The sequence below is a fragment of the Pseudomonas sp. ACM7 genome (assembly GCF_004136015.1).
Classification (GTDB): Bacteria; Pseudomonadota; Gammaproteobacteria; order Pseudomonadales; family Pseudomonadaceae; genus Aquipseudomonas; species Aquipseudomonas frigoris.
The window spans coordinates 1,055,354-1,078,918 of record NZ_CP024866.1 but is presented as its reverse complement, the minus strand read 5'-3'; the positions used below and the strand labels follow the sequence as shown (position 1 = coordinate 1,078,918).

The window sequence follows — 23,565 nt, the reverse complement described above, 5'->3', positions numbered from 1 at the left end:
TCGACCGCTCTCAACAACGGACGACACCCATGTTCTATCTCCTGCTGGCACTCTTCGGCTGCATGACCGGCATCACCGCGGTGCTGTTCGGCTTCGGCGGCGGTTTCGTCGTCGTGCCATTGCTGTACCGCATGCTCATGACCAGCCACGGCACAGACGATCCCGTCAGCCAATCGGCGATGCACATTGCTGTAGCTACCTCGACCTGCGTGATGATCGTCAACGCAACGATCGCCACCGGAAAACACCGACGCGCCGGTAATCTCATTCGTCATTACCTGTGGCCGTTGGGCGGGTTTATCGGCGTGGGCGCGGTAGTCGGCGCCGTAGCGGCGATGTGGGTGAGTGGTGAGGTGATTCGCTATGCCTTCATCGCGTACCTGGGCGTGACCATCGCGGATTGCCTGTTTCGACGCGGCTTTCTTACAGCGTCCGACACCGCCATCCCACGGCGATTGGGAAGGGCAGAAGTGTCTGGCGGCGGTGTAGGAATCGGCACCATCGCCACGTTTCTCGGCGTAGGCGGCAGCGTCATGACCGTGCCGTTGTTGCGGCGTTGTGGGTTGAGCATGTCCCAGGCGACGTCCATGGCCAATCCGCTGAGTTTGCCCGTGGCGTTGGCCGGGACGCTGACTTACATGGCGTTGGCTGGGTTTACCGAGCTTGATCTGGGGCCGTGGTTTATCGGTTATGTGGATGTGCTGGCGTTTGCAGTTTTGACGGTGGGGTCTATGGTGGGGATTCGGTTGGCTACGCCGTGGATTGGGCGGATACCGGACCGAATGCATGCGCGGGTATATGTTGGTTTGCTGGTTTTGGTGATGCTGAGTATGTGCGTCACGTAGGGTTGGAATCGGTAGCCTTATTCGCAACAATGCGCCTTCGCACTGTCCAAGATTTCACGCAGGAGAATGCCATGTCGATCCTCGAAAGTGACTGGAAGAAATTCAAGGAACTGCGCAAGATCGCGCTCGATCGGTTTTGCCAGGGCGTTCTTGCCGATGCAAAAGCCATTACCCTGCACGGTGCGCTGTCTGCTCACGCTCGATATGGAATGCTCTACGGCTTGATCCATGATCGGAATAAGGACATGGCCCGGGCCTTTGACCATCACAGCCAATCCCGCTCCAGTGCTCTCACCGCATTGAGGTTGTTTGTCATGCATGACTTGCTGACCGACGCAGAGTTATCAGTGCTCAGTGAAGATGCGCTGGACTACATCTCGGATGTCATTCGCCGGCCCTATGAGCTTGAATGGGTCGAAGAGATCGTGCGGCAGGACTGAAAACGCGAAAAAAGCGGATATCGAAGGTTTCGTTCAACGTTTTTCCGAGCGTTGGATAAACGGCGTGATTCAGCATGCGGGGCAACACGACATACTTCGTTGGTTCAACGACGAACTGATAGCGGAGCGATTCCAAGAGAGTTGTCACGAGTACGTGTTTTACAAACGCGGACATCGCGGTGCGCAGAAACACATCAATAACATCGCCTGGGTGTTTGAAGGATGTGCTGCCGAACGAGGTTCTTTACCCCCTGACGAGTTCTCGGCAGGCCGCTTCGATACCGACATGAACAACTACCTGAGAGGCGGTAAAGAACACAGGGATTACTTCTACCCGGATGAGGAAATGATCGTTCACTGGTTAAGCCGTTACGGCGGCCTTGATGAGCTTGGCATTCAAGCAGCCCGTGAGCGGCACAAGGAAGTGAAACGGGAGATTCGGGAGGTCGTAAGGCAGCTTAATCTCGAAGCGCAATGAGCCGTCGCAATAACGCCGTGACCCGGTCCTTTAACCTTTGAGCCCCGGCGCCTCACGAATGATGAAGTGATCCAGGTTCTCGATATGGGCACTGAACACCCCGAACATCTGCTCGGGGTTTTTCTTGCTCGGTACCTGTTTCAACTCCGGCGTCACACCATAGAAAAAGCAAAACAACTCTTTTTCGCTCTCGATAGCGTGCTTGATCTCTTCCAAAAATGCTTTGCGCTTGCGGTAGTTGTCGATCAATTTTTTGCTCAGGTAAACGTTGACCGAGTAAGGCTTCTTCTTCGCCTCGTCCGGTTGCTTGAACCAGACCTTCTGTTCGAAATCGATGCGAAAACTTGCGCTGTGGTAATCCTCGATTTTCTTGATCTTGCCCCAGTAAATCAGCCCTTTGTTGTCCAGCAGAAACTCGATTTTCTTGAAGAAAGAACTGTAGGGCGCCGTGTGCTCGCCAATCTTCAGCGGCATGCGCTTGAGCAACTCCTTGTCCTCGAAATTCGACACAAAACACTCCACCGGATGGGCGAAGACACTTGTCTTGTCCGGTGCCGACTCGCGGCTCGGGTGTTCGATATCACTGGCAGCTGAAGACGGTTTCGGATCGTCCCGCATCACGTCAGCCGCCACCGCCGGGCTCGACGGCTTACGCACATACTCACGCCGCGTCAGCAACAACTCCGACGGGAAATGCTCCTCGCGACTGTCATCCGTTTCCGCACCGTCCGCGTCCACACCTGACGGCGGCGTCTTGAGGCTGACATAAGGACAATCCGCAACATGGCGGGTGCTGGGCGTGTTCTTGAAGTGCGGGGTGCGAACGTAATTCACATTCTTGGCGTTGAACGTCGTCAACACATTCGCCGCATCGAAGGCCGTCCTGCATGCGTCATTGGGACATTGGAAGTGTTCCTTAGCGGAATCGAACTCCATGGTCTCGTCGAAATTCAAATCGCGCACGTCATAGATCGACAGCTTGTCGTCGAGGCTGAGGCAGTAGGCGAGGTCGAATTTCATGGTGGGCTCGGGTCCTTGAGGGGGGGAAGGGTATTAATAGCGGGAGGTGGGACGGGTTGCACTCACTGTTTTCATCACAGCGCAAAATCTGCGGCAACACACCAAACCTGTGGGAGCGAGCTTGCTCGCGAAAAACTCAAGAACGCCACTGAGTATCTGGTTCTACGCACCATCATTCACAACTTGCAACGGAACACCGCCAAGAGCGGGCTCGCCACGCCTATCGAAAATCTCAGCCTTCAGCTAGCGTGGCCAACTCCATGGAGGTGCCATATGACTGAGCGGCTACAAGTAAGCATGCACGAAGCACAATCCCAACTCGATCAACTCGCTGAGCTTGCCTGGCGGGGCGATACGGTTGTGATCACCAAGGACGGCAAGCCCTATCTAAATCTGCTGCCTCATGTCGATACAACTCGGGCGCGTAAGCCAGGGCGGTTGAAGGGAATAATTCGAATGACTGCGGATTTTGAAAGGCGTTCCGAGGACATCATCGATGGATTTGAGAATCATCTGTGAGGCAATCGCTGTGAGAAACCCAAGCACTTCTCGACCGACTGCCCAATGATCAGGCACTGGCCGAGAATTCGCCGCTGCCTACTGTAGGAGCGAGCCTGCTCGCGAAGGCGTCAGTAAATACACCGCCCAAACAAAATCCGCTGCCTGAGATTCAAGCAGCGGATTTTTTACGGCAATGAACAATCAGAACCCTCGCAATAATCGTGACGCCTTACGCCACCATGATCCCCGCTGATTGAAGGGATCATCCGCCAACACACAAGGCATATCCCGCAACCGAATCCACGGTTCATCCTGCCAGTGCAGCATGCAGAGCGACATCTTCGGCCAGTCCAATACACTCAACGTTGGTCGTTCAACTGACCATGATAGACGCGCATCCCTTAGCGCCGGAACTACTTGGTGAGTCAGCCATTCCCTCAGTAGCCGGTACTCCGGGCAATAGTGATAAACCAGCAATGCGTAGACGCCTGACTCGCTGATCATCAGTCGTTCTTCGGCAGTGCCTTGAGCCTCCACGAGCATCATCTGTCGCTGATCTGCATCTAGCTTGCGTGACATGCGTTCGTCGAGATGTTTGCCCATCAATCGCCCTAAGTCGTTGGCACAAAACCAAGCCTGGTTCTCCACCAAGAGGGCACGAAGACTAGTGCCGTGACGAAGGAAGAGAGTTGAAACGAGCGGTTCAAACATGGCGAACCTCCTGAAGCGGAAGCACGCGATTGGACATTCGGATACGGCGAGTCACCTTCATCGTGAAGGTTGGAATGTTAGGCATTTCCTTTACCTCTGGCTGCTTTCTTAGGGCATTCGTTATGGGTGTCGGGAGCTAAGAAACCCACCAGAGACGGGCCGGACATATTCCCCTTTCGGGTCTTGTATTCGCCCACTCCCGACATAACGGGGATTTTCTCGTAGGCGTAGAGATACCGCAGACGAAAAAAAGCCGCATGACTGTCGGGTGCGGAGGACCGCTCTGGTTTAGGCGTTTCTTAGGCGCCGAAGTAAGAGCCTAGAGGGTCAATACCAGGTGGTCAACCCTTCAAAATCATTCATCATTTTTCCGTCGAGAAGGTGTAGGGCTTAATCACTCAAGCCGAATGTTTTCTGGATTTCATTGCGTAGGAGTTCTCTGTTTTTGGTGTGGCATTCCCAAATGATTACTACATTCCATCCTTCTGCGAGTAGCGCGTGCTGAACATTAAGGTCTCGCTCGGCGTTCTTCGCCAGTTTTGGCTGCCAGAAGTCGAGCCTGCTCTTGGGCGTGTATGCAAACTTGCAGTCTGGATGTCGATGCCAAAAGCAGCCGTGGACGAACATGCACAACCGGTGTTTTGGGAAAACCAAGTCAGGTTTGCCCGGCAGATCCTTCCTATGCAGACGATAGCGAAGCCCCAACTCATGACACACCGATCTCACGAGCATTTCAGGCTTCGTGTTTTTGCCCTTGATCATCGACATAATCTTGGAGCGGTGTTCTGGGGTGACTATGTCGGCGCTCATTCAGACCTCGTTCAAAGGAAAACTCGCCTCCAGCCAGTTCAGGACTGCGCTACTGTCTTGCAATCCTGTCTCACGAAGAAGTTCGACAATGTCCTTGCCAGCAAGAATCATCACTGGATGGCCATCTTCAACAATCTCTTTGTAGGCTTGGTCGTGAAGCCATGACGTTGTGATTATCACCCCAAACTGTCGATGTCGCAGACGAGAGATCAACCTCGAAACTTCCCGCACACCTACAGAGTTACCAATGCCATAACACTTGGCCTCGATTGCAAAATCTACAAGGACAGAAGTTTCAGACCTCCCGATTCGGAGCTTGCCAATGCCATCGCGACCGCCATCCCGATAGCGCCTCGTAAGATCAAGATCAACCGTGTCAGGCAGGCATACCCTCACCAGATGAGCAGCGCAGGCCTCAAATGCATAAGGATCCGACGCAAAGTGTTTGTGCAGAATGGCAAGCATCTTTAGGTCCTCTTTCGAGGATGGAAGCTGATCCTTTTTGGAGCGTATGGGCTGTGAGCGCTTGGCTATGAGTGGGGTGTACTGACCCGATTTAACCCACTTTTGCCACTCTACTGGTGCATGCGCGCTATCACTTGCTCGTGTGCCATTGATGATGTCAGCCAGCCACGCTCTAGGTATTTCTGGCAAATCGAGGATGGTGAACGTGGCCCTGTAATTCTGAAAACGTTGCCCTTTGCTCGCGTGCCAAACCGCCAGAACTCGTACTCGGGTGAGCCTTCTTCCTTTGTTATTACTTGAAGTTTTTTTCCGAGTTTTTGAACGGCTAGTCTGCCAACACCTTTTTCACCTAGCGGGAGGCGATTAAATATTTTAGAGCGTTTTCTGTTTTGGGCTGTACGCTTTGAGTCTGTTCCTACCTCTAGCCATGCCCCCGTAATTACAGACAGATTCATTCCTGATCCGTTGTCTTCTACTTTAATGCAGGGGGCGGAGTTGTTGAGTTCTATGGTGATAGAAACCGTGCTCGCGTCGGCGTCATAGGAGTTTTTAACAAGCTCGAACACTGCTAAGCGATCATGACCAATTAACTGATCGCCAAGGAGTCGTAGGATGTGAGATTGCACGCGTAATGGGTGTTTGTTTGACATGCTATTCCCTTAAATTCGTCGGTGTACTTTGGGGAAGTGCTTAAGTCGCTATTAATGCTGGGGCTGAGCGAGAATAGCTTTGTGTTGCTTTGCTTGGTATATATTTTATATGCATGATTGCGGCGTCCTTGCTCTTGCTGTGACTAAATAAGAGCTCTTATTATGATGGCTTTTTGGTTGTCGGCAAGCGTTCGCTTGGAAAATTAATTTCTCCCTCAATTTCTTGTATAAGATTGTTTTTCAAAGAGTTTAAGCGCACTGGCATTTACAGCACAGCGCTTTTCCTGGATTTTAATTTTAGCGAGGTCTAATGCGAGGTATAGCGTTGGTCATAAAAAAGGGCCGCCTCACGGCAGCCCTCTTTTGCATTTTCCAGATCAATCCCAGCTCAACGCCCCACCAGTCTGATACTCAATAACCCGAGTCTCAAAGAAGTTCTTCTCTTTCTTCAAGTCCATGATCTCGCTCATCCAAGGGAACGGGTTAGTCGTCCCTGGATACTCTTCTTTCAAACCAATCTGCGACAGACGACGGTTAGCGATGAACTTCAGGTAGTCCTCCATCATCGCCGCGTTCATGCCCAACACGCCACGAGGCATGGTGTCACGCGCGTATTCGATTTCCAGCTGAGTGCCCTGCAGAATCATCTGCGAAGCTTCTTCCTTCATTTCAGCATCCCACAAGTGCGGGTTTTCGATTTTGATCTGGTTGATCACGTCGATGCCGAAGTTCAGGTGCATGGATTCGTCGCGCAGGATGTATTGGAACTGCTCGGCGACGCCGGTCATTTTGTTGCGGCGGCCCATGGAGAGGATCTGGGTGAAGCCGCAGTAGAAGAAGATGCCTTCCAGAACGCAGTAGTAGGCGATCAGGTTGCGCAGCAACTCTTTGTCGGTTTCGACGGTGCCGGTTTCGAACTTCGGATCGGAGATCGAACGGGTGTATTTGAGGCCCCAGGTGGCTTTTTTCGCGACCGATGGGATCTCGTGGTACATGTTGAAGATCTCGCCTTCATCCATGGCCAACGATTCGATGCAGTACTGGTAGGCGTGGGTGTGGATCGCCTCTTCGAATGCCTGGCGCAGGATGTACTGGCGGCATTCCGGGTTGGTGATCAGGCGGTACACGGCCAGGACCAGGTTGTTGGCAACCAGGGAGTCGGCGGTGGAGAAGAAGCCGAGGTTGCGCATGACGATGCGGCGCTCGTCGTCGGTCAGGCCTTCCGGGTCTTTCCAGAGGGCGATGTCGGCGGTCATGTTGACTTCTTGCGGCATCCAGTGGTTTGCGCAACCGTCCAGGTACTTCTGCCAGGCCCAGTCGTACTTGAACGGGACGAGCTGGTTGAGGTCGGCGCGGCAGTTGATCATGCGCTTTTCGTCGACGGCCACACGGGCGGAGGCGCCTTCGAGTTCGGCGAGGCCTTCGGCGATGTCGAGGTTGTCCAGGGCAGCTTTTGCACGGGCGATTGCGGCGGAGTCGGACGCGGTTACAGCGCGGGCTTCTTGAGCCGCGACGCCACCAGCGGTGTCGAGGCGGTCCATGTTGGCTTCAGTTGCGTGCCCAGCGTTGGCGCCTTTTACAACGGTTTCGCCGCTGTCTTCTTTGTCGAATTCGTCCCAGCTCAGCATGACGTGTCGTCTCCTGCGTGAGGGCCAGATGCCCGTGTGAAAACTGATTGGTTGGTTTTTCACACGACCGTTCTGGCCGCGTTGGATAGCGTTTTTTGCAGCGGTACACGCAGGCAAATAAACATAATTTTGTACGGGGTTCCGAGAGCCTCTGACGGGCGCCGAAATCGGTGAAGACTTCGGCGTGGGCTTCAGACTGGCTGTTATCCCTGTAAGGGAATATTGCAGGCCCGTTTAAGCCGGCATTATAGGGAAATTTTTGCGGCCGTGGTGGGGCGAATCCGCGCATGGAGCGGTCGAGAAGGAGGGTTTTTCGGTCGGAGCGAGGGTTTACAGGGCTTTGGCCGGATGTCGCGGGTGCAGATTTTTTTTCATAAATTTTGGCGGGCAATTTTTTTGTTCAAAAAACAGCCAGAAAACCGCCTTTTTCACTACATGTTGTGTTTTGAGTCGGTTTTCGATGGCTCCAGACACAACTAAGCCCGACCGAGGTCGGGCTGTAACGTCACGCTTGATGATCAGCTGAAGCGGGCGGCACCCACGTGATCTTCGCCATCGGCAGCCACTTTAGCAGCGCCGGTGTGATCAAAACCGTCAGAAGCGAGTTTGGCAGCGCCTGTGTGATCGGAGCCATCGGAGGCGAAAGACGCCGACCCGGTATGGTCGTAACCATCAGAAGCGACAGCCGCTTGCGTGCTGTAAGCAGCCGAGCCAGTGCGGTCGTAGCCGTCAGCGGCCAGGACAGAGAGGGTCAGGGCGAGGATCAGTTTGGTTTTCATGGTAGTGGCTCCAGGTTCGTTGGCGTTGTGTGCCTTGGGCGGGTGATTAGCCGTTAGAGCAGCCGTTACCCATAACGCTGTAGCGCAGAATGTGGCGTTGGCCTTTGGAGTCGTCGTATTCCATTGTTGCTGGAACAACTTCACACACATTCGGGATTTCGCTCATGGAGACAACTTTGGCGATGTCCAGGTGAGTGGAGTAAGTGTATTCCTCGATGGCGGGTTGCTGCTGTGCGACATCAGTCGGGACCTCGTCTGCCATGGCGGTTGCGCACAGGCTGCTGAGGGCCAGAACTAATAAAGCTTTCATTTCAAATTTACCTTTTAGAGGTCGAGTGGGGTCACGCAACCTTTTTGGGGTTGCGTGTGGAACTTAAGTACTAGGTTTTGGATTAACTGCCTTCGTGGGGGCTGCAACTTGGTTAATCACGTTGCCTGGTTGGCGAGGCTGATTTTAGGCGTGGGGGTTACATTCATATAGGCGTGCTTTTGATAAACACCTTTGGCGAATTTCGTAACAATCCCTGTAGGAGCTGCCGCAGGCTGCGATCTTTTGATCTTGGCGGTCCTCGAAGATCAAAAGATCGCAGCCTTCGGCAGCTCCTACATTGGCCATTGGTGGCCGGAATAGAGCGTTTGCACAAAACCTGTGGGAATAGTCACGACATTTAGTAGGGGCTTGTTACTACCATCGTCGAATGGTTCTATAGGCCCGGCCCGGCTACAACTGGGTCATACAAAAACAACTATTCCACCGAGGTAACAAAGATGAGTGCGGCTTCTCTGTATCCCGTTCGTCCCGAGGTTGCGGCCAACACGCTGACTGATGAGGCGACCTACAAGGCCATGTACCAGCAGTCCGTCGTTAACCCGGACGGCTTCTGGCGCGAGCAAGCCAAGCGCCTCGACTGGATCAAGCCTTTCACCACGGTGAAACAGACTTCCTTCGATGATCACCATGTCGACATCAAATGGTTCGCCGACGGCACCCTGAACGTTTCCTACAACTGCCTCGACCGTCATCTGGCCGAACGCGGCGATCAAATCGCGATCATTTGGGAAGGGGATGACCCTGCCGAAAGCCGCAACATCACCTACCGTGAGCTGCACGAACAAGTCTGCAAGTTCGCCAACGCCCTGCGCGGCCAGGATGTGCACCGCGGCGACGTGGTGACTATCTATATGCCGATGATCCCCGAAGCCGTGGTCGCCATGCTGGCGTGTACCCGGATTGGCGCGATTCACTCGGTGGTGTTCGGTGGTTTCTCGCCGGAAGCCCTGGCGGGCCGGATCATCGACTGCAAATCCAAAGTGGTGATCACTGCTGATGAAGGCATTCGTGCCGGTAAGAAGATCCCGCTCAAGAGCAACGTCGACGACGCGCTGACCAACCCGGAAACCAGCAGCATTCAGAAAGTCATCGTGTGCAAGCGCACCGGTGGCGACATCAAGTGGAACCAGCATCGCGACATCTGGTACGAAGACCTGATGAAAGTGGCGGGCACTGTGTGCGCGCCGAAAGAAATGGGTGCTGAAGAAGCGCTGTTCATCCTTTATACCTCCGGTTCGACCGGTAAGCCGAAGGGTGTACAGCACACCACCGCCGGCTATCTGTTGTACGCGGCGATGACCCACGAGCGCGTGTTCGACTACCGTCCGGGCGAAGTCTACTGGTGCACCGCCGACGTCGGTTGGGTCACTGGCCACACCTATATTGTCTATGGCCCACTGGCCAATGGCGCGACCACCTTGCTGTTCGAAGGCGTGCCGAACTACCCGGACATCACCCGGGTGGCGAAAATCGTCGACAAACATAAGGTCAACATTCTCTACACCGCCCCCACCGCAATCCGCGCGATGATGGCGTCGGGCAAGGCGGCCGTTGAAGGCGCCGATGGCAGCAGTTTGCGTTTGTTGGGTTCGGTCGGTGAGCCGATCAACCCGGAAGCGTGGGACTGGTACTACAAGAACGTCGGCCAATCCCGTTGCCCGATCGTCGACACCTGGTGGCAGACCGAAACCGGCGCGACCCTGATGAGCCCGTTGCCGGGTGCGCACGCGCTCAAGCCGGGTTCTGCTGCACGACCATTCTTCGGCGTGGTGCCAGCGCTGGTGGATAACCTGGGTAACATCATCGAAGGCGTTGCCGAGGGCAACCTGGTGATTCTCGATTCGTGGCCGGGCCAGGCGCGCACGCTGTATGGCGACCATGACCGCTTCGTCGATACCTACTTCAAGACGTTCCGCGGCATGTACTTCACCGGTGACGGTGCGCGTCGTGACGAAGACGGTTACTACTGGATTACCGGTCGCGTGGATGACGTGCTCAACGTGTCCGGCCACCGCATGGGGACCGCCGAGATCGAAAGCGCGATGGTCGCCCACCCGAAAGTCGCCGAAGCGGCCGTGGTCGGTGTGCCGCACGACATCAAAGGGCAGGGCATCTATGTCTATGTCACGTTGATCGGTGGCGAAGAGCCGAGCGAGCAGCTGCGTCTGGAGCTGAAAAACTGGGTGCGTAAAGAGATTGGCCCGATTGCCTCGCCGGATGTCATCCAGTGGGCGCCGGGTCTGCCGAAAACCCGTTCGGGAAAAATCATGCGCCGCATTCTGCGCAAGATTGCTACGGCTGAATACGATGGGTTGGGGGATATCTCCACCTTGGCGGATCCGGGTGTGGTGCAGCATTTGATTGATGAGCACAAGATCATGAACGTCGCGTAAGCGTTCCGAGTCATCTAAACCCCGCCAGGTGTTGAGCCTGGTGGGGTTTTTTTATGTCGATCAGGTTTGGATTTTCCGTTGCTTGGGCGGGCCTCTTCGCGAGCAAGCCCGCTCCCACACTAGATCTCCAGTGAGCAGAGAATTTGTGCCAGAAGCAGATCCAATGTGGGAGCGGGCTTGCTCGCGAAGGCGATCTGTCAGACGCCACATAAACAACTGCCAATAATTATCGGCTTCACCTGTAGGTGATTTCCCACTGTTACCCATCACCTTTCAAGTAACTGAATGTGTAACCGCTCGCTCCGATACGGGGCATTGGGAAACGCAAAGTCCCATCATCGGGCCTCCTCAGCCCCTGCAAAAAATAAGACACAACGCTGCGCTTGCCGGATTAGAAGGGTTTGCCAATAATAGGCCCGCAATTTGCAACATAGATCGGTTCACTGTCTTTTGCTCTTGCATGAATTTGCAAGGCTGTCAACGCGCCCAAGCGGCTTTCTCGGTGCTTCTGTAATTAGTTGTCGCATTGAAGAAATATCGGCTTCGGGCCTGTCGTTAGAATGCCGATCACTCGCTCGTTGTTGCTCGCGTTAAAAAAAACGCGCGATTCCTACGACGCAGCACCGCTTTGCGGTTCCACTCATTCGCATATTGGGCTATCGCTCACTCTGCCGTTTTAGCCCTTTACCGATGGAGTCCCAAGATGAAGAAACTCGTGCTGCTTGGCGCCCTGGCACTGTCCGTGCTGTCCCTGCCGACTTTCGCCGATGAAAAGCCTCTGAAAATTGGTATCGAAGCGGCTTACCCTCCGTTCGCTTCTAAAGCGCCGGACGGCAGCATCGTTGGTTTCGACTACGACATCGGCAACGCTCTGTGCGAAGAGATGAAGGTCAAGTGCGTTTGGGTCGAGCAAGAGTTCGACGGTCTGATCCCGGCACTCAAAGTGCGCAAGATCGACGCGATCCTGTCGTCCATGTCGATCACTGAAGATCGCAAGAAGTCCGTGGACTTCACCAACAAGTACTACAACACCCCGGCTCGCCTGGTCATGAAGGCCGGCACTCCAGTCAGCGACAGTCTGGCTGAGCTCAAGGGCAAGAACATTGGCGTGCAACGTGGTTCGATCCACGAGCGTTTCGCCCGCGAAGTCCTGGCCCCGCTGGGTGCCGAGATCAAGCCTTACGGTTCGCAGAACGAAATTTACCTCGACGTCGCCGCTGGCCGCCTCGACGGCACCGTGGCAGACGCTACGCTGCTGGATGACGGTTTCCTGAAAACCGACGCTGGCAAAGGGTTCGCCTTCGTTGGCCCGGCCTTCACCGACGTCAAATACTTCGGCGACGGTGTAGGTATCGCAGTTCGCAAGGGTGACGCGCTGAAAGACAAGATCAACACCGCGATCACCGCCATTCGCGAGAACGGCAAGTACAAGCAAATCCAGGACAAATACTTCGCCTTCGATATCTACGGCAAATAACACGTCCCGGCGACAAGTCCGAAATGGCGCAAGCAACAGGATCTCTGAGGTTTGCGCCATTTTTTCATCCCCCTTTTCGAGGACCTGAATCATGTTGAAAGGCTACGGGGCTGTCATCCTCGATGGCGCATGGCTGACGCTTCAGCTCGCCTTGTCGTCCATGGTCTTGGCCATTGTTCTGGGTCTGATCGGCGTTGCGCTGCGTCTGTCCCCGATTCGCTGGCTGGCCTGGTTGGGCGACCTGTATTCCACGGTGATCCGCGGTATTCCCGACCTGGTGCTGATCCTGCTGATTTTCTACGGCGGTCAGGACCTGCTCAATCGCGTCGCGCCAATGCTCGGTTTTGACGACTACATCGACCTGAACCCGTTGGCCGCCGGTATCGGCACCCTGGGCTTCATCTTCGGTGCGTACCTGTCGGAAACCTTCCGTGGCGCCTTCATGGCGATCCCGAAAGGTCAGGCAGAAGCCGGCATGGCGTACGGCATGAGCAGTTTTCAGGTGTTCTTCCGGGTGTTGGTGCCGCAGATGATTCGCCTGGCGATTCCGGGTTTCACCAACAACTGGCTGGTACTGACCAAGGCCACCGCGCTGATTTCGGTGGTGGGGCTGCAAGACATGATGTTCAAGGCCAAGCAGGCGGCAGATGCCACCCGCGAGCCTTTCACCTTCTTCCTCGCAGTGGCGGCAATGTACCTGGTGATCACCAGCGTCTCGTTGCTGGCATTGCGTCACCTTGAGAAGCGCTACTCGGTAGGCGTAAGGGCGGCTGATCTATGATCTTCGACTACAACGTCATTTGGGAGGCCCTGCCGTTGTACTTCGGCGGCCTGGTGACCACCCTCAAATTGCTCGGGCTGTCGCTGTTTTTCGGTCTGCTGTGCGCCTTGCCGCTGGGCTTGATGCGCGTCTCAAAAAACGCGGCCGTCAACATGAGCGCCTGGCTCTATACCTACGTGATCCGCGGCACACCGATGCTGGTGCAGCTGTTCTTGATCTACTACGGTCTGGCGCAGTTCGAAGCGGTACGTGAAAGCTTCCTCTGGCCGTGGCTGTCCAGCGCGACGTTCTGTGCGTGTCTGGCCTTCGCGATCAATACCAGCGCCTACACCGCTGAAATCATCGCCGGCAGCCTGCGGGCCACGCCGAACGGTGAGATCGAAGCGGCCAAGGCGATGGGCATGTCGCGCTACAAGATGTACAAGCGCATCTTGCTGCCGTCGGCCTTGCGCCGGGCACTGCCGCAGTACAGCAACGAAGTGATCATGATGCTGCAGACCACCAGTCTGGCGTCCATCGTGACCCTGATCGACATCACCGGTGCCGCGCGTACGGTCAACGCGCAGTTCTACCTGCCGTTCGAAGCCTACATCACCGCCGGCGTGTTCTACCTGTGCCTGACCTTCATTCTGGTGCGGATGTTCAAACTGGCCGAGCGCCGCTGGCTGGGCTATCTGGCCCCGCGGAAGCACTGATATGGAACGCATCGATCATTCATTGCCGTGGAGCCACTTGGGCAGCGAACGCCAGATTTCGGTGTTCCGCTTCGGTAGTGGCGAGCGCAAGGCCTACATCCAGGCCAGCCTGCACGCCGATGAACTGCCGGGGATGCGCACGGCTTGGGAGCTGAAAAAGCGCCTGACCGAACTTGAAGCCCAAGGCTTGCTCAACGGTGTGATCGAACTGGTGCCGGTGGCCAATCCACTGGGCCTCGGCCAACTGTTTCAGGGCAGTCATCAAGGGCGTTTTGAGGCGGGCAGCGGCAAGAACTTCAACCGGGATTTCGTCGAGCTGAGCGCGCCAGTGGCCGCCGAGCTGGAAGGGCGCCTGGGTGATGATCCGCACGCCAATATTCAGCTGATCCGTCAGGCCATGAACGATGTGCTCGCCGCATTGCCACCAGCCGCCAGTCAGTTGCAAGGCATGCAGCGCATTTTGCTCAGTCATGCCTGCACCGCTGACGTGGTGCTTGATCTGCATTGCGATGCCGAAGCGGCGCTGCACATGTACGCCTTGCCGCAACACTGGCCGCAATGGCGTTCGTTGGCCGCGCACTTGAACGTAAAGGTGGGGCTGCTGGCGGAAGATTCTGGCGGCAGTTCGTTTGACGAAGCGTGCTCGCTGCCGTGGTTGCGTCTGTCGCGTCTGTTTCCTGATGCGCAGATTCCCTTGGCCTGCCTGGCGACTACCATTGAATTAGGTGGTCAGGCCGATACCGGTCGCCCAGAAGCGATGGCTTACGCCGAAGGCATTCTGGCGTTCCTCGCCGAGCAAGGCCTGATCAGCGGCGAATGGCCAAAACCTGCGCAAGATGCTTGCGAAGGCATGCCGTTCGAAGGCACCGAATTACTGTTTGCGCCACACCCTGGCGTGATCAGTTTCTTGCGTAAACCCGGTGAATGGATTGAAGCCGGCGATGAGATTTTCGAAGTGATCGATCCGTTATCGGATCGGGTCAGCACGGTGTGTGCTGGTACGTCCGGGGTGCTGTTTGCCATTGAACGGCTGCGTTATGCCCAACCCGGTTTCTGGCTGGCCAAGGTGGCGGGGCGCGAAGCGCTGCGTCACGGGCGCTTGCTCAACGACTGACTGACTGTTTTTGTGAGAACCGACCGCATGTACAAACTTGAAGTCCAAGACCTGCATAAACGCTATGGCAGTCACGAAGTGCTCAAGGGCGTGTCCCTGAAAGCGGCGGCTGGCGATGTGATCAGCATCATCGGCTCCAGTGGCTCCGGCAAAAGTACTTTCCTGCGCTGCATCAACCTGCTGGAGCAGCCGCACGCGGGCAAGATTCTGCTCAACAATGAAGAGCTGAAACTGGTCGCCAACAAGGACGGCGCGCTGAAGGCGGCCGACCCGAAACAGCTGCAACGCATGCGTTCGCGCCTGTCGATGGTGTTCCAGCATTTCAACCTGTGGTCGCACATGACCGCACTGGAAAACATCATGGAAGCGCCGGTCCACGTGCTCGGCATGTCCAAGGCAGAAGCCCGCGAGAAGGCCGAGCACTACCTGAATAAGGTCGGTGTGGCCCATCGCAAAGACGCCTACCCGGGCCACATGTCCGGCGGCGAGCAGCAGCGTGTGGCGATTGCCCGTGCGCTGGCGATGGAACCCGAGGTGATGCTGTTCGACGAACCGACATCGGCACTCGACCCGGAACTGGTTGGCGACGTGCTGAAAGTCATGCAGGCCCTGGCGCTGGAAGGCCGGACCATGGTGGTGGTGACGCACGAAATGGGCTTCGCCCGTGAAGTGTCGAATCAACTGGTGTTCCTGCACAAAGGTGTCGTCGAAGAAAGCGGCAACCCGCGTGAGGTGCTGGTCAATCCACAGTCCGAACGTCTGCAACAATTCCTCTCGGGTAGCCTCAAGTAAACCGATCTCCCGTTGCGCACCGGGATAGTGCATGCTTCGCAATCTAGAGGCTGGCCCCGCTCCCACATTTGATCTCTACCGGTTCCGAGATATGCGTTCATTTACGGGCTAGCATTGGCCCATGCCTTTAACACTGTTTTCGTTTCGGATTGCCCGCCATGACTGCCCATCGAATTGGTTTCCTGATTTGGCCCAGCACTAAAGCACTAACGCTTGCGCTGGCTGAGGAGGCCTTGCGTGTTGCCCAGCGTGTGCATCCGGACGTTGTCTACGAACTGTCGTTTTTGCAGGCCGAACCGCCGACCGAAGGCGCCTGGAAATTGCCGGGTGAGCCGTGGGCCGGCAAGCTCGAGAACTTCCAGAAACTGTTTTTACTTGCCGATGAGCCACCGACCACACTCGCGCCGGCGCTCAGCAGTTCGTTGAAACAACTGGTGCGAGCCGGTTGTGTCATTGGCGGTTTGTCGGCCGGTGTTTACCCGTTGGCCCAACTGGGTTTGCTCGACGGTTATCGCGCTGCCGTGCATTGGCGCTGGCAGGACGATTTCACCGAACGCTTCCCGAAAGTCATTGCTACCAGCCATCTGTTCGACTGGGATCGCGATCGTCTGACAGCGTGCGGCGGCCTGTCGGTACTCGATTTGTTGCTGGCCGTGCTGGCCCGCGACCACGGCGCCGAGCTGGCCGGTGCGGTATCCGAAGAGTTGGTGGTCGAGCGCATCCGCGAGGGTGGCGAACGCCAACGCATTCCGCTGCAGAATCGTCTCGGTTCCAGCCATCCGAAGCTCACGCAAGCCGTGCTGCTGATGGAAGCCAACATCGAAGAGCCGCTGACCACCGACGAAATCGCCCAGCATGTGTGCGTGTCCCGTCGGCAGCTGGAGCGGATCTTCAAGCAATACCTCAACCGTGTGCCGAGCCAGTATTACCTGGAACTGCGCCTGAACAAGGCCCGGCAAATGTTGATGCAAACCAGCAAGTCGATCATCCAGATCGGCCTGTCGTGTGGCTTCTCCTCAGGGCCGCACTTCTCCAGCGCCTACCGCAACTTCTTCGGTGCCACGCCGCGGGAAGATCGCAACCAGCGGCGCAGCAGCAGCCCGTTCGAACTGTCGTCGGTACCCTCGGAGCGTGGGTGAAAGAGCAACCACGCCACCTGCTGAAGGTTGATTTATTCCTCCATGTCGGAGCCTTCAGAAGTCGAGAGATCCATCTCACCTCGATTGATCACCTCTTCCACGCCAAAGTCCATGCCCGTCCGTTCGAAGTAGCCGATCAGCCGTAGCAGGCTCTCTTCGGAAAACCGATTACCTCGAAAACTGATGTTTTCAGCGATTTCCACCGGCAGCTCCAGCACATCGCTGGGGACTTCGGTGATGGCGTTGCCACTGAGGTCGGCCCAGTCCAGCTCGGTCATTTTCAGCAGGCCGTGCGGTATTTCGGTGATACCGGTGTCATTCAGCAGTACGGTCGCGAGCTCCATCATCTGACTCAGGTCAGGCGTTTGCCCCAGGGGATTGTGGGCCAGATCGAGATAATCGAGCTGTTCCATTCCCGCCAGCGCACTTGCCGATTCCGCTGACAGTTCGACGCGGCATTCTGGGAGCGACAGCGACCGCAGTTGACCCATTTTGAACGCCGCATCGGGAATGTTGCCCAGATTACAGTCGCGCAGTTTGAGGCTTTTGAGGTTGGGGAAAGACTCCAGAAACTGCCCGGCGCGGGTCACTCCGTTGACGCTGCGTAACTCCAGCGATGTCACATGACTGAAGTCGGCGTTCAGGGTAGGCAGGTCGCCGTTGATGTAGGAGTTGAAAACGAGTTCATAGGTGGGCTCCAGCGCCTCATTGAAATCATCCAGTTCGCTTTCATGCCGCCAGCACTGCTCCAGTGTCTGTTTGAACTGGTCGCGGTTCATGTGCTCGACAAGCTGTTGTTGGGCGGTGAACGGTTCGCCCGTCAACGGGTGTTGGGCCGGAAGGTCGGCGGTCCATGCCGCCAAGTCGTTGCTCAGTTGTGCCAACTCCGCTTCAAGGTTTGTCAGCTCGATCCGGCCGTCTGCCAGGGTGCCTGACAGTTCATAGACAAACTCGCTCGCCTGTTCGACCTCCAGGTTCGGGTACAGCGCCCTGACTCGGTTGATGTCCGCCTCTGGGGCATAGATACCCAAATCGTATGAGCTGTCGAAGTAGTGATGCTTGATCAGTTGTCGGGCGTTATCCGAAAGCGGATTGTGCGTCAGGTGTATTGCGCGTTTGGTGTACACCGGGCTTTCGAATAATTGCGAAGGCAGTTCACTGATCCTGTTGTGTAGCAGCTTGGCGGTATCAAGTTTGGGGTGGCGAATTACGCTGTCGGGAATGTCGGTCAGACCGGTACGGCTCAGGTCCAGGTGAACAAGCTCAGGCATAGATTCGACACTGGGCACCATAGTGAACAGGTTCTGGTGCAGATCCAGCATGACCAGCTTGTTCAATGAAGACAGTTTCGCCCAGTTGGCTGCATCGAACCTGATTCCGCAGTCGCTTAACACCAGCGTATCAAGGTCCTTCATTCGAGGAATGGCCTCGGGGAGGGAGGTCAGGGAAAAGCGTTTTAAATCGAGGTGGCGCAAACTGTTGAAGCGCTGAAGAAACTCGGGAACACCCTGCACAGCATTGCTGCCTTCAAGGGACAGCAATGACACATGGGGGAAATCGGCCGTCAGCGTCGGTAGATCGCCAAGAATCGGCCCGGCAAATCTGAGTGTGTAGCGCGGCGTGTCATTCGGGCCATCGAAGTCTCGCTCTGATTGTCGACGCCAGCTGCGCTGGATTTCCTGGGCCAGCAGCCTGCGATTGTGTCGAGCGGCCCGTTGTTCCAATTCGCTCAGAGGGGCCCGGGTTCGCGGGTGAACAGTGGGCGAGTCGTTTAGCCAGGTGTTCAGATCCTGATGCAGTCGCGAGAGCTCGCTGGACAGGCGTGAGAGCTCCGTGCGTGCGCCATCGGGATGCGTTTGTAACTGGACAACAACAGACTGGAGTTCCTCCTCGGAAAGGCTGGGGTAAACCTCGCGAACCCGGTCGGTGAGAGATGGCGTCGGGGCGTAACTGCGCCTGTATCCCTCTGTGCCGCCGGGCAAGCGCATGGTCGTCGGATCGTAGAACGGTTTTCGATGGGGATTTTTTGCGAACAGCTTGCGCAGTGCCGGTTGGTTCAATGCATGTTCGGCGATGCGTACTTTGAGTGACTGAGCGTTTGCTATAGAAGGGTTCAACGCATTGCGCTGTGCTTGCGGCAGCACCTGAAAAAGTCCCTGATAAAAATCACCGGGCACCGATTCGCTGTCTTGATAAACCTGGTAAGTGCCGTCTTCAGCGCGCACCAGTGTTTTCACGATCGGTGCATCGGACTGGCCAATGCTGTCGCGCACAAGTCCGTCATGGGCATAATCCCTCACTTCGATACGCAGCTCGGCGGGAAAACCGGGCAGGGAACTCAGGCTTTGCAAGGCCAGTCGGTGGGTGTCGGTGTTGTCCAGAACGTCGGAATAAAGGCCTTCACAGGCTCTGGTTGCGCGTACGGCCTCCATGGCTTTTAGTGCTGCTTCCTTGAGCCGTTGGGGCGCGCGACCGTTGTGCAGCTGGCGTAACTCGGTCCCGGTTGCATTGCTCACCAGCTCTTGCGCGACATCGGTCGGCAATCCACGCACGTCGTCGAGCAGTCGCTGGACCTGCACGTTGTCGGTTTTCTCCTGCGCGCGATAGCGTGTATCGAACAGCGATTTGTGATGCTTCAGGGCAAGTGCGGCCGTTTGTTTTCTGAAACCTTGTGTTTGGGTTTCCGGTGCCGGCATTGGCGTGTCGACAGGCCAATCGTCGTAGCTGCTCAGCAATTGATGTTGCAGGATCAGATCGGCCTTGCGATAGCGCTCGGGCTGGTCGCTGCCGATCTGTTCGATAAAGGTTTCGATGTCCCGGTTGATCCTGAAGCGCTTGATCGTGTCTGTCAGCAGCGAAGGCGGGCGATAATGTTCGACATGCATTTCGCGCACTACGTTGTCGTGGTAACCGCTGATCCGCAGGATCTGTTCGCGCTCGGTGCTGGTGAACGACTCGACGCTGTGGCCGAGGCGGCGCATGACCTTTTCCCGGTCCCAGTTCAGCGGTTGCTCCAGTTCTGTGTGCCAGGCGCCGTGGTTGTTATGCAGCAGAGGTGGCTGATAAGCATCAGTTCGGTTTGGATGCTCAATCTGAAACGTGCCTGGCACGCGGTCGGACTTCACGGCATACAGTTTTCCCTCCAGCGGCAGCAGCGTCTTGCCCTCGTTTTGATAGAGGCCGAGGTGATCGGGTTTTGCTCCTTCGGGCAAAATGAGTGCTTGTTCGTAAGGCTTGAGATCCGGCTTCCAGTAGCGGGTTTTTCCTTCGGGCGTTGTGACGGGTTTGAGTGGGTCGACAAGCGCAATAGCTTCACGAGAGAGCAGACGGCTGAGGGTTCGGGCAGCGATGGCGCCGCCCACCGCAAATGTCCCCACCTGAACCACCGTTTCGACGAACGTCATCAGATGCCCGAACGCTTCTGTTTTCAGCCCTTCAGCCAGGTCCACTATGCCTTCGAAGGTTTCGTCGAGTAACTGGTAAGCCATGTAGCCCAACATCAATTCGCCGAGAAACGGGACGAAAGGCAACGCAACGAACGTCGCGATTTCAAGGATTGTCGAGGCCACTTTGCTGAAGGCATTCCACAATGCCCATCGCGCGTTGCTGTCGGCAGTGGCGGTGGAGACGGCGAGCGTGCTTGCATCGTTGAGGATCTTGTTCAGCTGTCGCTGATGGAGATGGTTCCACAGGTCCGCTCTGAACGGGATCGCCGAAAACCGCAAATCAGGCTTGTCGATGGGCGTTTCGCGCCAGCTCGGCAGTGGGTCGCCCTGTCGGTGTTGATGCCAGGTCACGCTCTGGAGGCGACGGTTGAGGTCCGCGAAAAAATGTCCTCTTTCCTTATGGTCGACGAAGCGACTGAAGAACGTTTGATAAGCGGGCGAGCGCAGTTTGCGGGTCAACTCGGCCATGAACGCCAATGTATTCGGGTATTCCTTGAGAGGATGCTCTGGATCATCGGGAATGTAGGCAATGATCCGTGTTGCCGTGCGTGCTCGCTCCAGGCTCGTCGCGAAAATGACAATGCCGGTCAGTGAGGAGGACATCATTGTCAAATCGTGACCATATAGCGGCTGCCCATCCAGTCGAGCACCCGAACGCCCTTCCAGAATGCGCAGGATCGAGAGATGGGCATCCGCTGAAATATCCTTTCGGACTTGCGCCATCTGCAGCGCAGATTGGAGTGCTGTTTTGTGCGAGCCGATCACCTTCGATTTCAACACCGCACCGGCCACCGGGTTGGACGGCCCCAGATTGTCTTTGAGGTAAGCGTTGTACCGGGCGCCGATATCCAGTTCCCGGCATAACCGGGCAAAGGCCGGGATAGTGAGCTTTTGCTTGACCGCCGGTAGCGTATCGAACTGCCCTGTGGGCGAAGGTTTGGTGATGAACGTCGAGGCTGGTTCGTAAGCCCCTGTCGCTGTTTCCGATTCCTGAAAGTTATGCAGGGCGGCGTCGAGCATCGACACGGTCCAGGTGCGCGCGGCGCCAGTCTTGATTCCGAAAAGCGGCACGGTTTGAGGGATATACAGGCGCAGGAAGGTGGTTTTGACGTCCAGTTCCAGGTCAAACCGGGTTTTCAGGGCATCGCTCAGCAGCGGTTCGGCAAAGGCTTGTGCGCTTTGCAGCTTCGACAGCATTGAGTCCAGACGATTTCGATGGGTCCAGTGTTCCTGACTGATCTTTTTCAGCGACTGGTGCTGCTGCGGTGTTGCGGTGCCATGCCAGTCCGGTGTCATAAGCGTGGCGTTCTTGAGGGCGCTATGCGTACTGGACGGTGCTTCTAATACCCAGACTGGCAGATTGTTGAACAGGTGATGGTAGTGATCGTCCGGCTGCGTAGCGGATTCACTGCCTCCAGTAGTGGAAAGGCGATCGTTCTCGTATCGGCTCATGCGCTATTCCCTTAGCGTTTTGGATGAGCCGCCAGCAAAACAGACGATGATCGGTTCCGTGCGGTACATATTTACCGCACCGTTCGACAAGCCTGCCTATAACCTGTGCCGGCGGTTTAAACTGCGCCTTTGCGACCCTATATGTCGCATTGCCGTAAACCCGGGAAAAACCGGGGTTTGCGCTATAAGAAGTTGTCGCTTGGCGGCAAGGCCGGGCTGAAAACTGTCCTTACAATCCCCCCATCGCTCGCCAGTTTCAGGCGAGTGTTCCTCATCAGGAGACTCCGATGTCCGTTGAGCACGCTGCGGTACAACGCGCCGATTTCGACCAGGTAATGGTTCCCAACTACGCGCCTGCCGCTTTCATTCCTGTTCGTGGCGCCGGCTCCCGCGTCTGGGACCAGTCTGGCCGCGAGCTGATCGACTTCGCCGGCGGGATTGCCGTTAACGTATTGGGCCATGCGCACCCGGCGCTGGTCGCTGCCTTGACCGAGCAGGCGAACAAGCTGTGGCACGTGTCCAACGTCTTCACCAATGAGCCGGCCTTGCGCCTGGCCCATAAGCTGATCGACGCCACGTTTGCCGACCGCGCGTTCTTCTGCAACTCCGGCGCCGAAGCCAACGAGGCCGCCTTCAAGCTGGCCCGTCGCGTCGGTTTCGATCGTTTCGGCAGCGAGAAGTACGAAATCATCGCCGCGCTCAACAGCTTCCACGGTCGTACCCTGTTCACCGTGAACGTCGGTGGCCAGTCGAAGTACTCCGACGGTTTCGGTCCGAAAATCACCGGTATCACCCACGTGCCGTTCAACGATCTGGCCGCGCTGAAAGCCGCCATTTCCGACAAGACGTGCGCTGTGGTTCTGGAGCCGATCCAGGGCGAGAGCGGCGTGATCCCGGCCGAACTCGAGTACCTGCAAGGCGCCCGTGAACTGTGCACCGCGCACAACGCGCTGCTGATTTTCGACGAAGTGCAAACCGGCATGGGCCGCAGCGGCAAGCTGTTCGCCTACCAGCATTACGGCGTGACCCCAGACATCCTGACCAGCGCCAAGAGCCTGGGCGGTGGTTTCCCGATCGCCGCGATGCTGACCACCGAAGACCTGGCCAAACACCTGGTCGTCGGCACTCACGGCACCACATATGGCGGCAATCCGCTGGCGTGCGCTGTCGCTGAAGCTGTGATCGACGTGGTTAATACCCCTGAAGTACTGGCCGGCGTCAACGCCAAGCACGACAAGTTCAAGGCTCGCCTGGAGCAGATCGGCGAGAAGTACGGCCTGTTCACCCAGGTCCGTGGTATGGGCTTGTTGATCGGTTGCGTGCTGAACGATGCCTGGAAAGGCAAGGCCAAGGACATCTTCAACGCCGCTGAAAAAGAAGGCCTGATGATTCTGCAAGCCGGCCCGGACGTGGTTCGTTTCGCGCCAAGCCTGGTGGTTGAAGACGCCGATATCGATGCCGGTCTGGACCGTTTCGAACGCGCCGCAGCCAAACTGACTCAAGCCTGATAGGCCCTTCGACGCCTGATCATTCAGGCGTCGAACCAATTTTTATGCCGGACCAGATTCAATGTGGGAGCGGGCTTGCTCGCGAAGGCGGACTGACATTCAGCATTGAT

General features: G+C 56.4%; 20 protein-coding genes and 2 pseudogenes. 12 read left to right on the top strand and 10 right to left on the bottom strand.

The window, feature by feature from the left end:
• The first annotated feature begins 29 nt into the window (after positions 1 to 29).
• From CUN63_RS05215 to CUN63_RS05205, 3 genes are all read left to right on the top strand, one after another.
• Positions 30 to 845, top strand: coding sequence for a sulfite exporter TauE/SafE family protein (locus tag CUN63_RS05215; RefSeq protein ID WP_129437672.1), 816 nt, complete (start codon positions 30 to 32; stop codon positions 843 to 845).
• 71 nt (positions 846 to 916) lie between these two features.
• Complete coding sequence (locus CUN63_RS05210; protein ID WP_008145964.1) at positions 917 to 1,285, top strand: hypothetical protein; 369 nt, start codon at positions 917 to 919, stop codon at positions 1,283 to 1,285.
• The gene (locus CUN63_RS05205) at positions 1,227 to 1,763 is read left to right on the top strand and encodes a hypothetical protein (protein WP_256657662.1); all 537 of its coding nucleotides are present in this window, start codon (positions 1,227 to 1,229) and stop codon (positions 1,761 to 1,763) included. Before CUN63_RS05210 ends, CUN63_RS05205 begins: the two co-directional genes overlap by 59 nt.
• 30 nt (positions 1,764 to 1,793) lie before the next feature.
• On the opposite strand, the gene CUN63_RS05200 is transcribed toward CUN63_RS05205, so the two are convergent.
• Positions 1,794 to 2,783 carry a hypothetical protein gene (locus CUN63_RS05200; protein ID WP_129437670.1) on the bottom strand — a complete coding sequence of 330 codons (990 nt, stop codon included), beginning with the start codon at positions 2,781 to 2,783 and terminating at the stop codon, positions 1,794 to 1,796.
• A gap of 273 nt (positions 2,784 to 3,056) precedes the next feature.
• On the opposite strand from CUN63_RS05200, the gene CUN63_RS05195 reads away from it, so the two are divergent.
• A complete protein-coding gene (locus CUN63_RS05195; RefSeq protein WP_129437668.1) occupies positions 3,057 to 3,302 on the top strand; it encodes a type II toxin-antitoxin system Phd/YefM family antitoxin in 246 nt (81 codons plus the stop codon).
• Between the two features lie 183 nt (positions 3,303 to 3,485).
• Here CUN63_RS05195 and CUN63_RS05190 read toward each other — a convergent pair whose 3' ends face one another.
• The 8 genes and pseudogenes from CUN63_RS05190 to CUN63_RS05160 all read right to left on the bottom strand — a co-directional run bounded on the left by CUN63_RS05190 (position 3,486) and on the right by CUN63_RS05160 (position 8,637).
• Positions 3,486 to 3,995, bottom strand: a complete 510-nt coding sequence (locus tag CUN63_RS05190) for a Bro-N domain-containing protein (RefSeq protein WP_129437666.1) — start codon at positions 3,993 to 3,995, stop codon at positions 3,486 to 3,488.
• Positions 3,996 to 4,385: 390 nt separating this feature from the next.
• On the bottom strand, positions 4,386 to 4,805 hold the full coding sequence (locus tag CUN63_RS05185; protein WP_129437664.1) for a very short patch repair endonuclease: 420 nt from the start codon (positions 4,803 to 4,805) through the stop codon (positions 4,386 to 4,388).
• Positions 4,806 to 5,270 (bottom strand): restriction endonuclease, encoded by a 465-nt coding sequence (locus tag CUN63_RS05180; protein ID WP_129437662.1) that lies wholly within the window; start codon positions 5,268 to 5,270, stop codon positions 4,806 to 4,808.
• A 141-nt stretch (positions 5,271 to 5,411) separates the two neighbouring features.
• A pseudogene (locus tag CUN63_RS32050) lies at positions 5,412 to 5,528 on the bottom strand (hypothetical protein); the annotation flags it as partial.
• A 29-nt stretch (positions 5,529 to 5,557) separates the two neighbouring features.
• A pseudogene (locus tag CUN63_RS05175) lies at positions 5,558 to 5,920 on the bottom strand (ATP-binding protein); the annotation flags it as partial.
• 377 nt (positions 5,921 to 6,297) lie between these two features.
• A complete protein-coding gene (locus CUN63_RS05170) occupies positions 6,298 to 7,548 on the bottom strand; it encodes a ribonucleotide-diphosphate reductase subunit beta (protein WP_008034875.1) in 1,251 nt (416 codons plus the stop codon).
• 518 nt (positions 7,549 to 8,066) lie between these two features.
• Positions 8,067 to 8,327: a hypothetical protein gene (locus CUN63_RS05165; RefSeq protein WP_129437658.1), complete on the bottom strand. Its 261-nt coding sequence runs from the start codon at positions 8,325 to 8,327 to the stop codon at positions 8,067 to 8,069.
• A gap of 46 nt (positions 8,328 to 8,373) precedes the next feature.
• Complete coding sequence (locus tag CUN63_RS05160; RefSeq protein ID WP_129437656.1) at positions 8,374 to 8,637, bottom strand: DUF2790 domain-containing protein; 264 nt, start codon at positions 8,635 to 8,637, stop codon at positions 8,374 to 8,376.
• Positions 8,638 to 9,095: 458 nt separating this feature from the next.
• Here CUN63_RS05160 and acs point away from each other — a divergent pair, with 458 nt between their 5' ends.
• The 7 genes from acs to argR all read left to right on the top strand — a co-directional run bounded on the left by acs (position 9,096) and on the right by argR (position 17,049).
• Positions 9,096 to 11,051, top strand: coding sequence for an acetate--CoA ligase (gene acs / locus CUN63_RS05155; RefSeq protein ID WP_129437654.1), 1,956 nt, complete (start codon positions 9,096 to 9,098; stop codon positions 11,049 to 11,051).
• A gap of 703 nt (positions 11,052 to 11,754) precedes the next feature.
• The gene (locus tag CUN63_RS05150; RefSeq protein WP_008154331.1) at positions 11,755 to 12,528 is read left to right on the top strand and encodes an ABC transporter substrate-binding protein; all 774 of its coding nucleotides are present in this window, start codon (positions 11,755 to 11,757) and stop codon (positions 12,526 to 12,528) included.
• A gap of 91 nt (positions 12,529 to 12,619) precedes the next feature.
• Positions 12,620 to 13,309 (top strand): ABC transporter permease, encoded by a 690-nt coding sequence (locus CUN63_RS05145; RefSeq protein WP_008154330.1) that lies wholly within the window; start codon positions 12,620 to 12,622, stop codon positions 13,307 to 13,309.
• A complete protein-coding gene (locus tag CUN63_RS05140) occupies positions 13,306 to 14,004 on the top strand; it encodes an ABC transporter permease (RefSeq protein ID WP_129437652.1) in 699 nt (232 codons plus the stop codon). The genes CUN63_RS05145 and CUN63_RS05140 overlap by 4 nt, the downstream gene beginning before the upstream one ends.
• A gap of 1 nt (position 14,005) precedes the next feature.
• Positions 14,006 to 15,118, top strand: coding sequence for a M14 family metallopeptidase (locus CUN63_RS05135; protein WP_129437650.1), 1,113 nt, complete (start codon positions 14,006 to 14,008; stop codon positions 15,116 to 15,118).
• A gap of 27 nt (positions 15,119 to 15,145) precedes the next feature.
• A complete protein-coding gene (locus tag CUN63_RS05130; protein ID WP_008154324.1) occupies positions 15,146 to 15,910 on the top strand; it encodes an ABC transporter ATP-binding protein in 765 nt (254 codons plus the stop codon).
• 158 nt (positions 15,911 to 16,068) lie between these two features.
• Entirely contained in the window at positions 16,069 to 17,049 is a 981-nt protein-coding gene (gene argR, locus CUN63_RS05125) for a transcriptional regulator ArgR (protein ID WP_129437648.1), read from the top strand.
• A gap of 32 nt (positions 17,050 to 17,081) precedes the next feature.
• Here argR and CUN63_RS05120 read toward each other — a convergent pair whose 3' ends face one another.
• Entirely contained in the window at positions 17,082 to 21,947 is a 4,866-nt protein-coding gene (locus CUN63_RS05120; protein WP_129437646.1) for a leucine-rich repeat domain-containing protein, read from the bottom strand.
• Positions 21,948 to 22,234: 287 nt separating this feature from the next.
• Here CUN63_RS05120 and CUN63_RS05115 point away from each other — a divergent pair, with 287 nt between their 5' ends.
• Positions 22,235 to 23,455 carry an aspartate aminotransferase family protein gene (locus CUN63_RS05115; RefSeq protein WP_129437644.1) on the top strand — a complete coding sequence of 407 codons (1,221 nt, stop codon included), beginning with the start codon at positions 22,235 to 22,237 and terminating at the stop codon, positions 23,453 to 23,455.
• The last annotated feature ends 110 nt before the right edge of the window (positions 23,456 to 23,565 follow it).

Excerpts from the sequence above, each read along its gene's own strand:
- CUN63_RS05170 (WP_008034875.1), bottom strand. The coding sequence starts at position 7,548 with ATGCTGAGCTGGGACGAATTCGACAAAGAAGACAGCGGCGAAACCGTT.
- CUN63_RS05135 (WP_129437650.1), top strand. The coding sequence starts at position 14,006 with ATGGAACGCATCGATCATTCATTGCCGTGGAGCCACTTGGGCAGCGAA.
- CUN63_RS05145 (WP_008154330.1), top strand. The coding sequence starts at position 12,620 with ATGTTGAAAGGCTACGGGGCTGTCATCCTCGATGGCGCATGGCTGACG.
- CUN63_RS05130 (WP_008154324.1), top strand. The coding sequence starts at position 15,146 with ATGTACAAACTTGAAGTCCAAGACCTGCATAAACGCTATGGCAGTCAC.
- CUN63_RS05150 (WP_008154331.1), top strand. The coding sequence starts at position 11,755 with ATGAAGAAACTCGTGCTGCTTGGCGCCCTGGCACTGTCCGTGCTGTCC.
- CUN63_RS05215 (WP_129437672.1), top strand. The coding sequence starts at position 30 with ATGTTCTATCTCCTGCTGGCACTCTTCGGCTGCATGACCGGCATCACC.
- CUN63_RS05210 (WP_008145964.1), top strand. The coding sequence starts at position 917 with ATGTCGATCCTCGAAAGTGACTGGAAGAAATTCAAGGAACTGCGCAAG.
- CUN63_RS05180 (WP_129437662.1), bottom strand. The coding sequence starts at position 5,270 with ATGCTTGCCATTCTGCACAAACACTTTGCGTCGGATCCTTATGCATTT.
- CUN63_RS05190 (WP_129437666.1), bottom strand. The coding sequence starts at position 3,995 with ATGTTTGAACCGCTCGTTTCAACTCTCTTCCTTCGTCACGGCACTAGT.
- CUN63_RS05160 (WP_129437656.1), bottom strand. The coding sequence starts at position 8,637 with ATGAAAGCTTTATTAGTTCTGGCCCTCAGCAGCCTGTGCGCAACCGCC.
- CUN63_RS05185 (WP_129437664.1), bottom strand. The coding sequence starts at position 4,805 with ATGAGCGCCGACATAGTCACCCCAGAACACCGCTCCAAGATTATGTCG.
- CUN63_RS05195 (WP_129437668.1), top strand. The coding sequence starts at position 3,057 with ATGACTGAGCGGCTACAAGTAAGCATGCACGAAGCACAATCCCAACTC.
- CUN63_RS05115 (WP_129437644.1), top strand. The coding sequence starts at position 22,235 with ATGTCCGTTGAGCACGCTGCGGTACAACGCGCCGATTTCGACCAGGTA.
- CUN63_RS05140 (WP_129437652.1), top strand. The coding sequence starts at position 13,306 with ATGATCTTCGACTACAACGTCATTTGGGAGGCCCTGCCGTTGTACTTC.
- acs (WP_129437654.1), top strand. The coding sequence starts at position 9,096 with ATGAGTGCGGCTTCTCTGTATCCCGTTCGTCCCGAGGTTGCGGCCAAC.
- CUN63_RS05200 (WP_129437670.1), bottom strand. The coding sequence starts at position 2,783 with ATGAAATTCGACCTCGCCTACTGCCTCAGCCTCGACGACAAGCTGTCG.
- CUN63_RS05165 (WP_129437658.1), bottom strand. The coding sequence starts at position 8,327 with ATGAAAACCAAACTGATCCTCGCCCTGACCCTCTCTGTCCTGGCCGCT.
- CUN63_RS05205 (WP_256657662.1), top strand. The coding sequence starts at position 1,227 with ATGTCATTCGCCGGCCCTATGAGCTTGAATGGGTCGAAGAGATCGTGC.
- CUN63_RS05120 (WP_129437646.1), bottom strand. The coding sequence starts at position 21,947 with ATGAGCCGATACGAGAACGATCGCCTTTCCACTACTGGAGGCAGTGAA.
- argR (WP_129437648.1), top strand. The coding sequence starts at position 16,069 with ATGACTGCCCATCGAATTGGTTTCCTGATTTGGCCCAGCACTAAAGCA.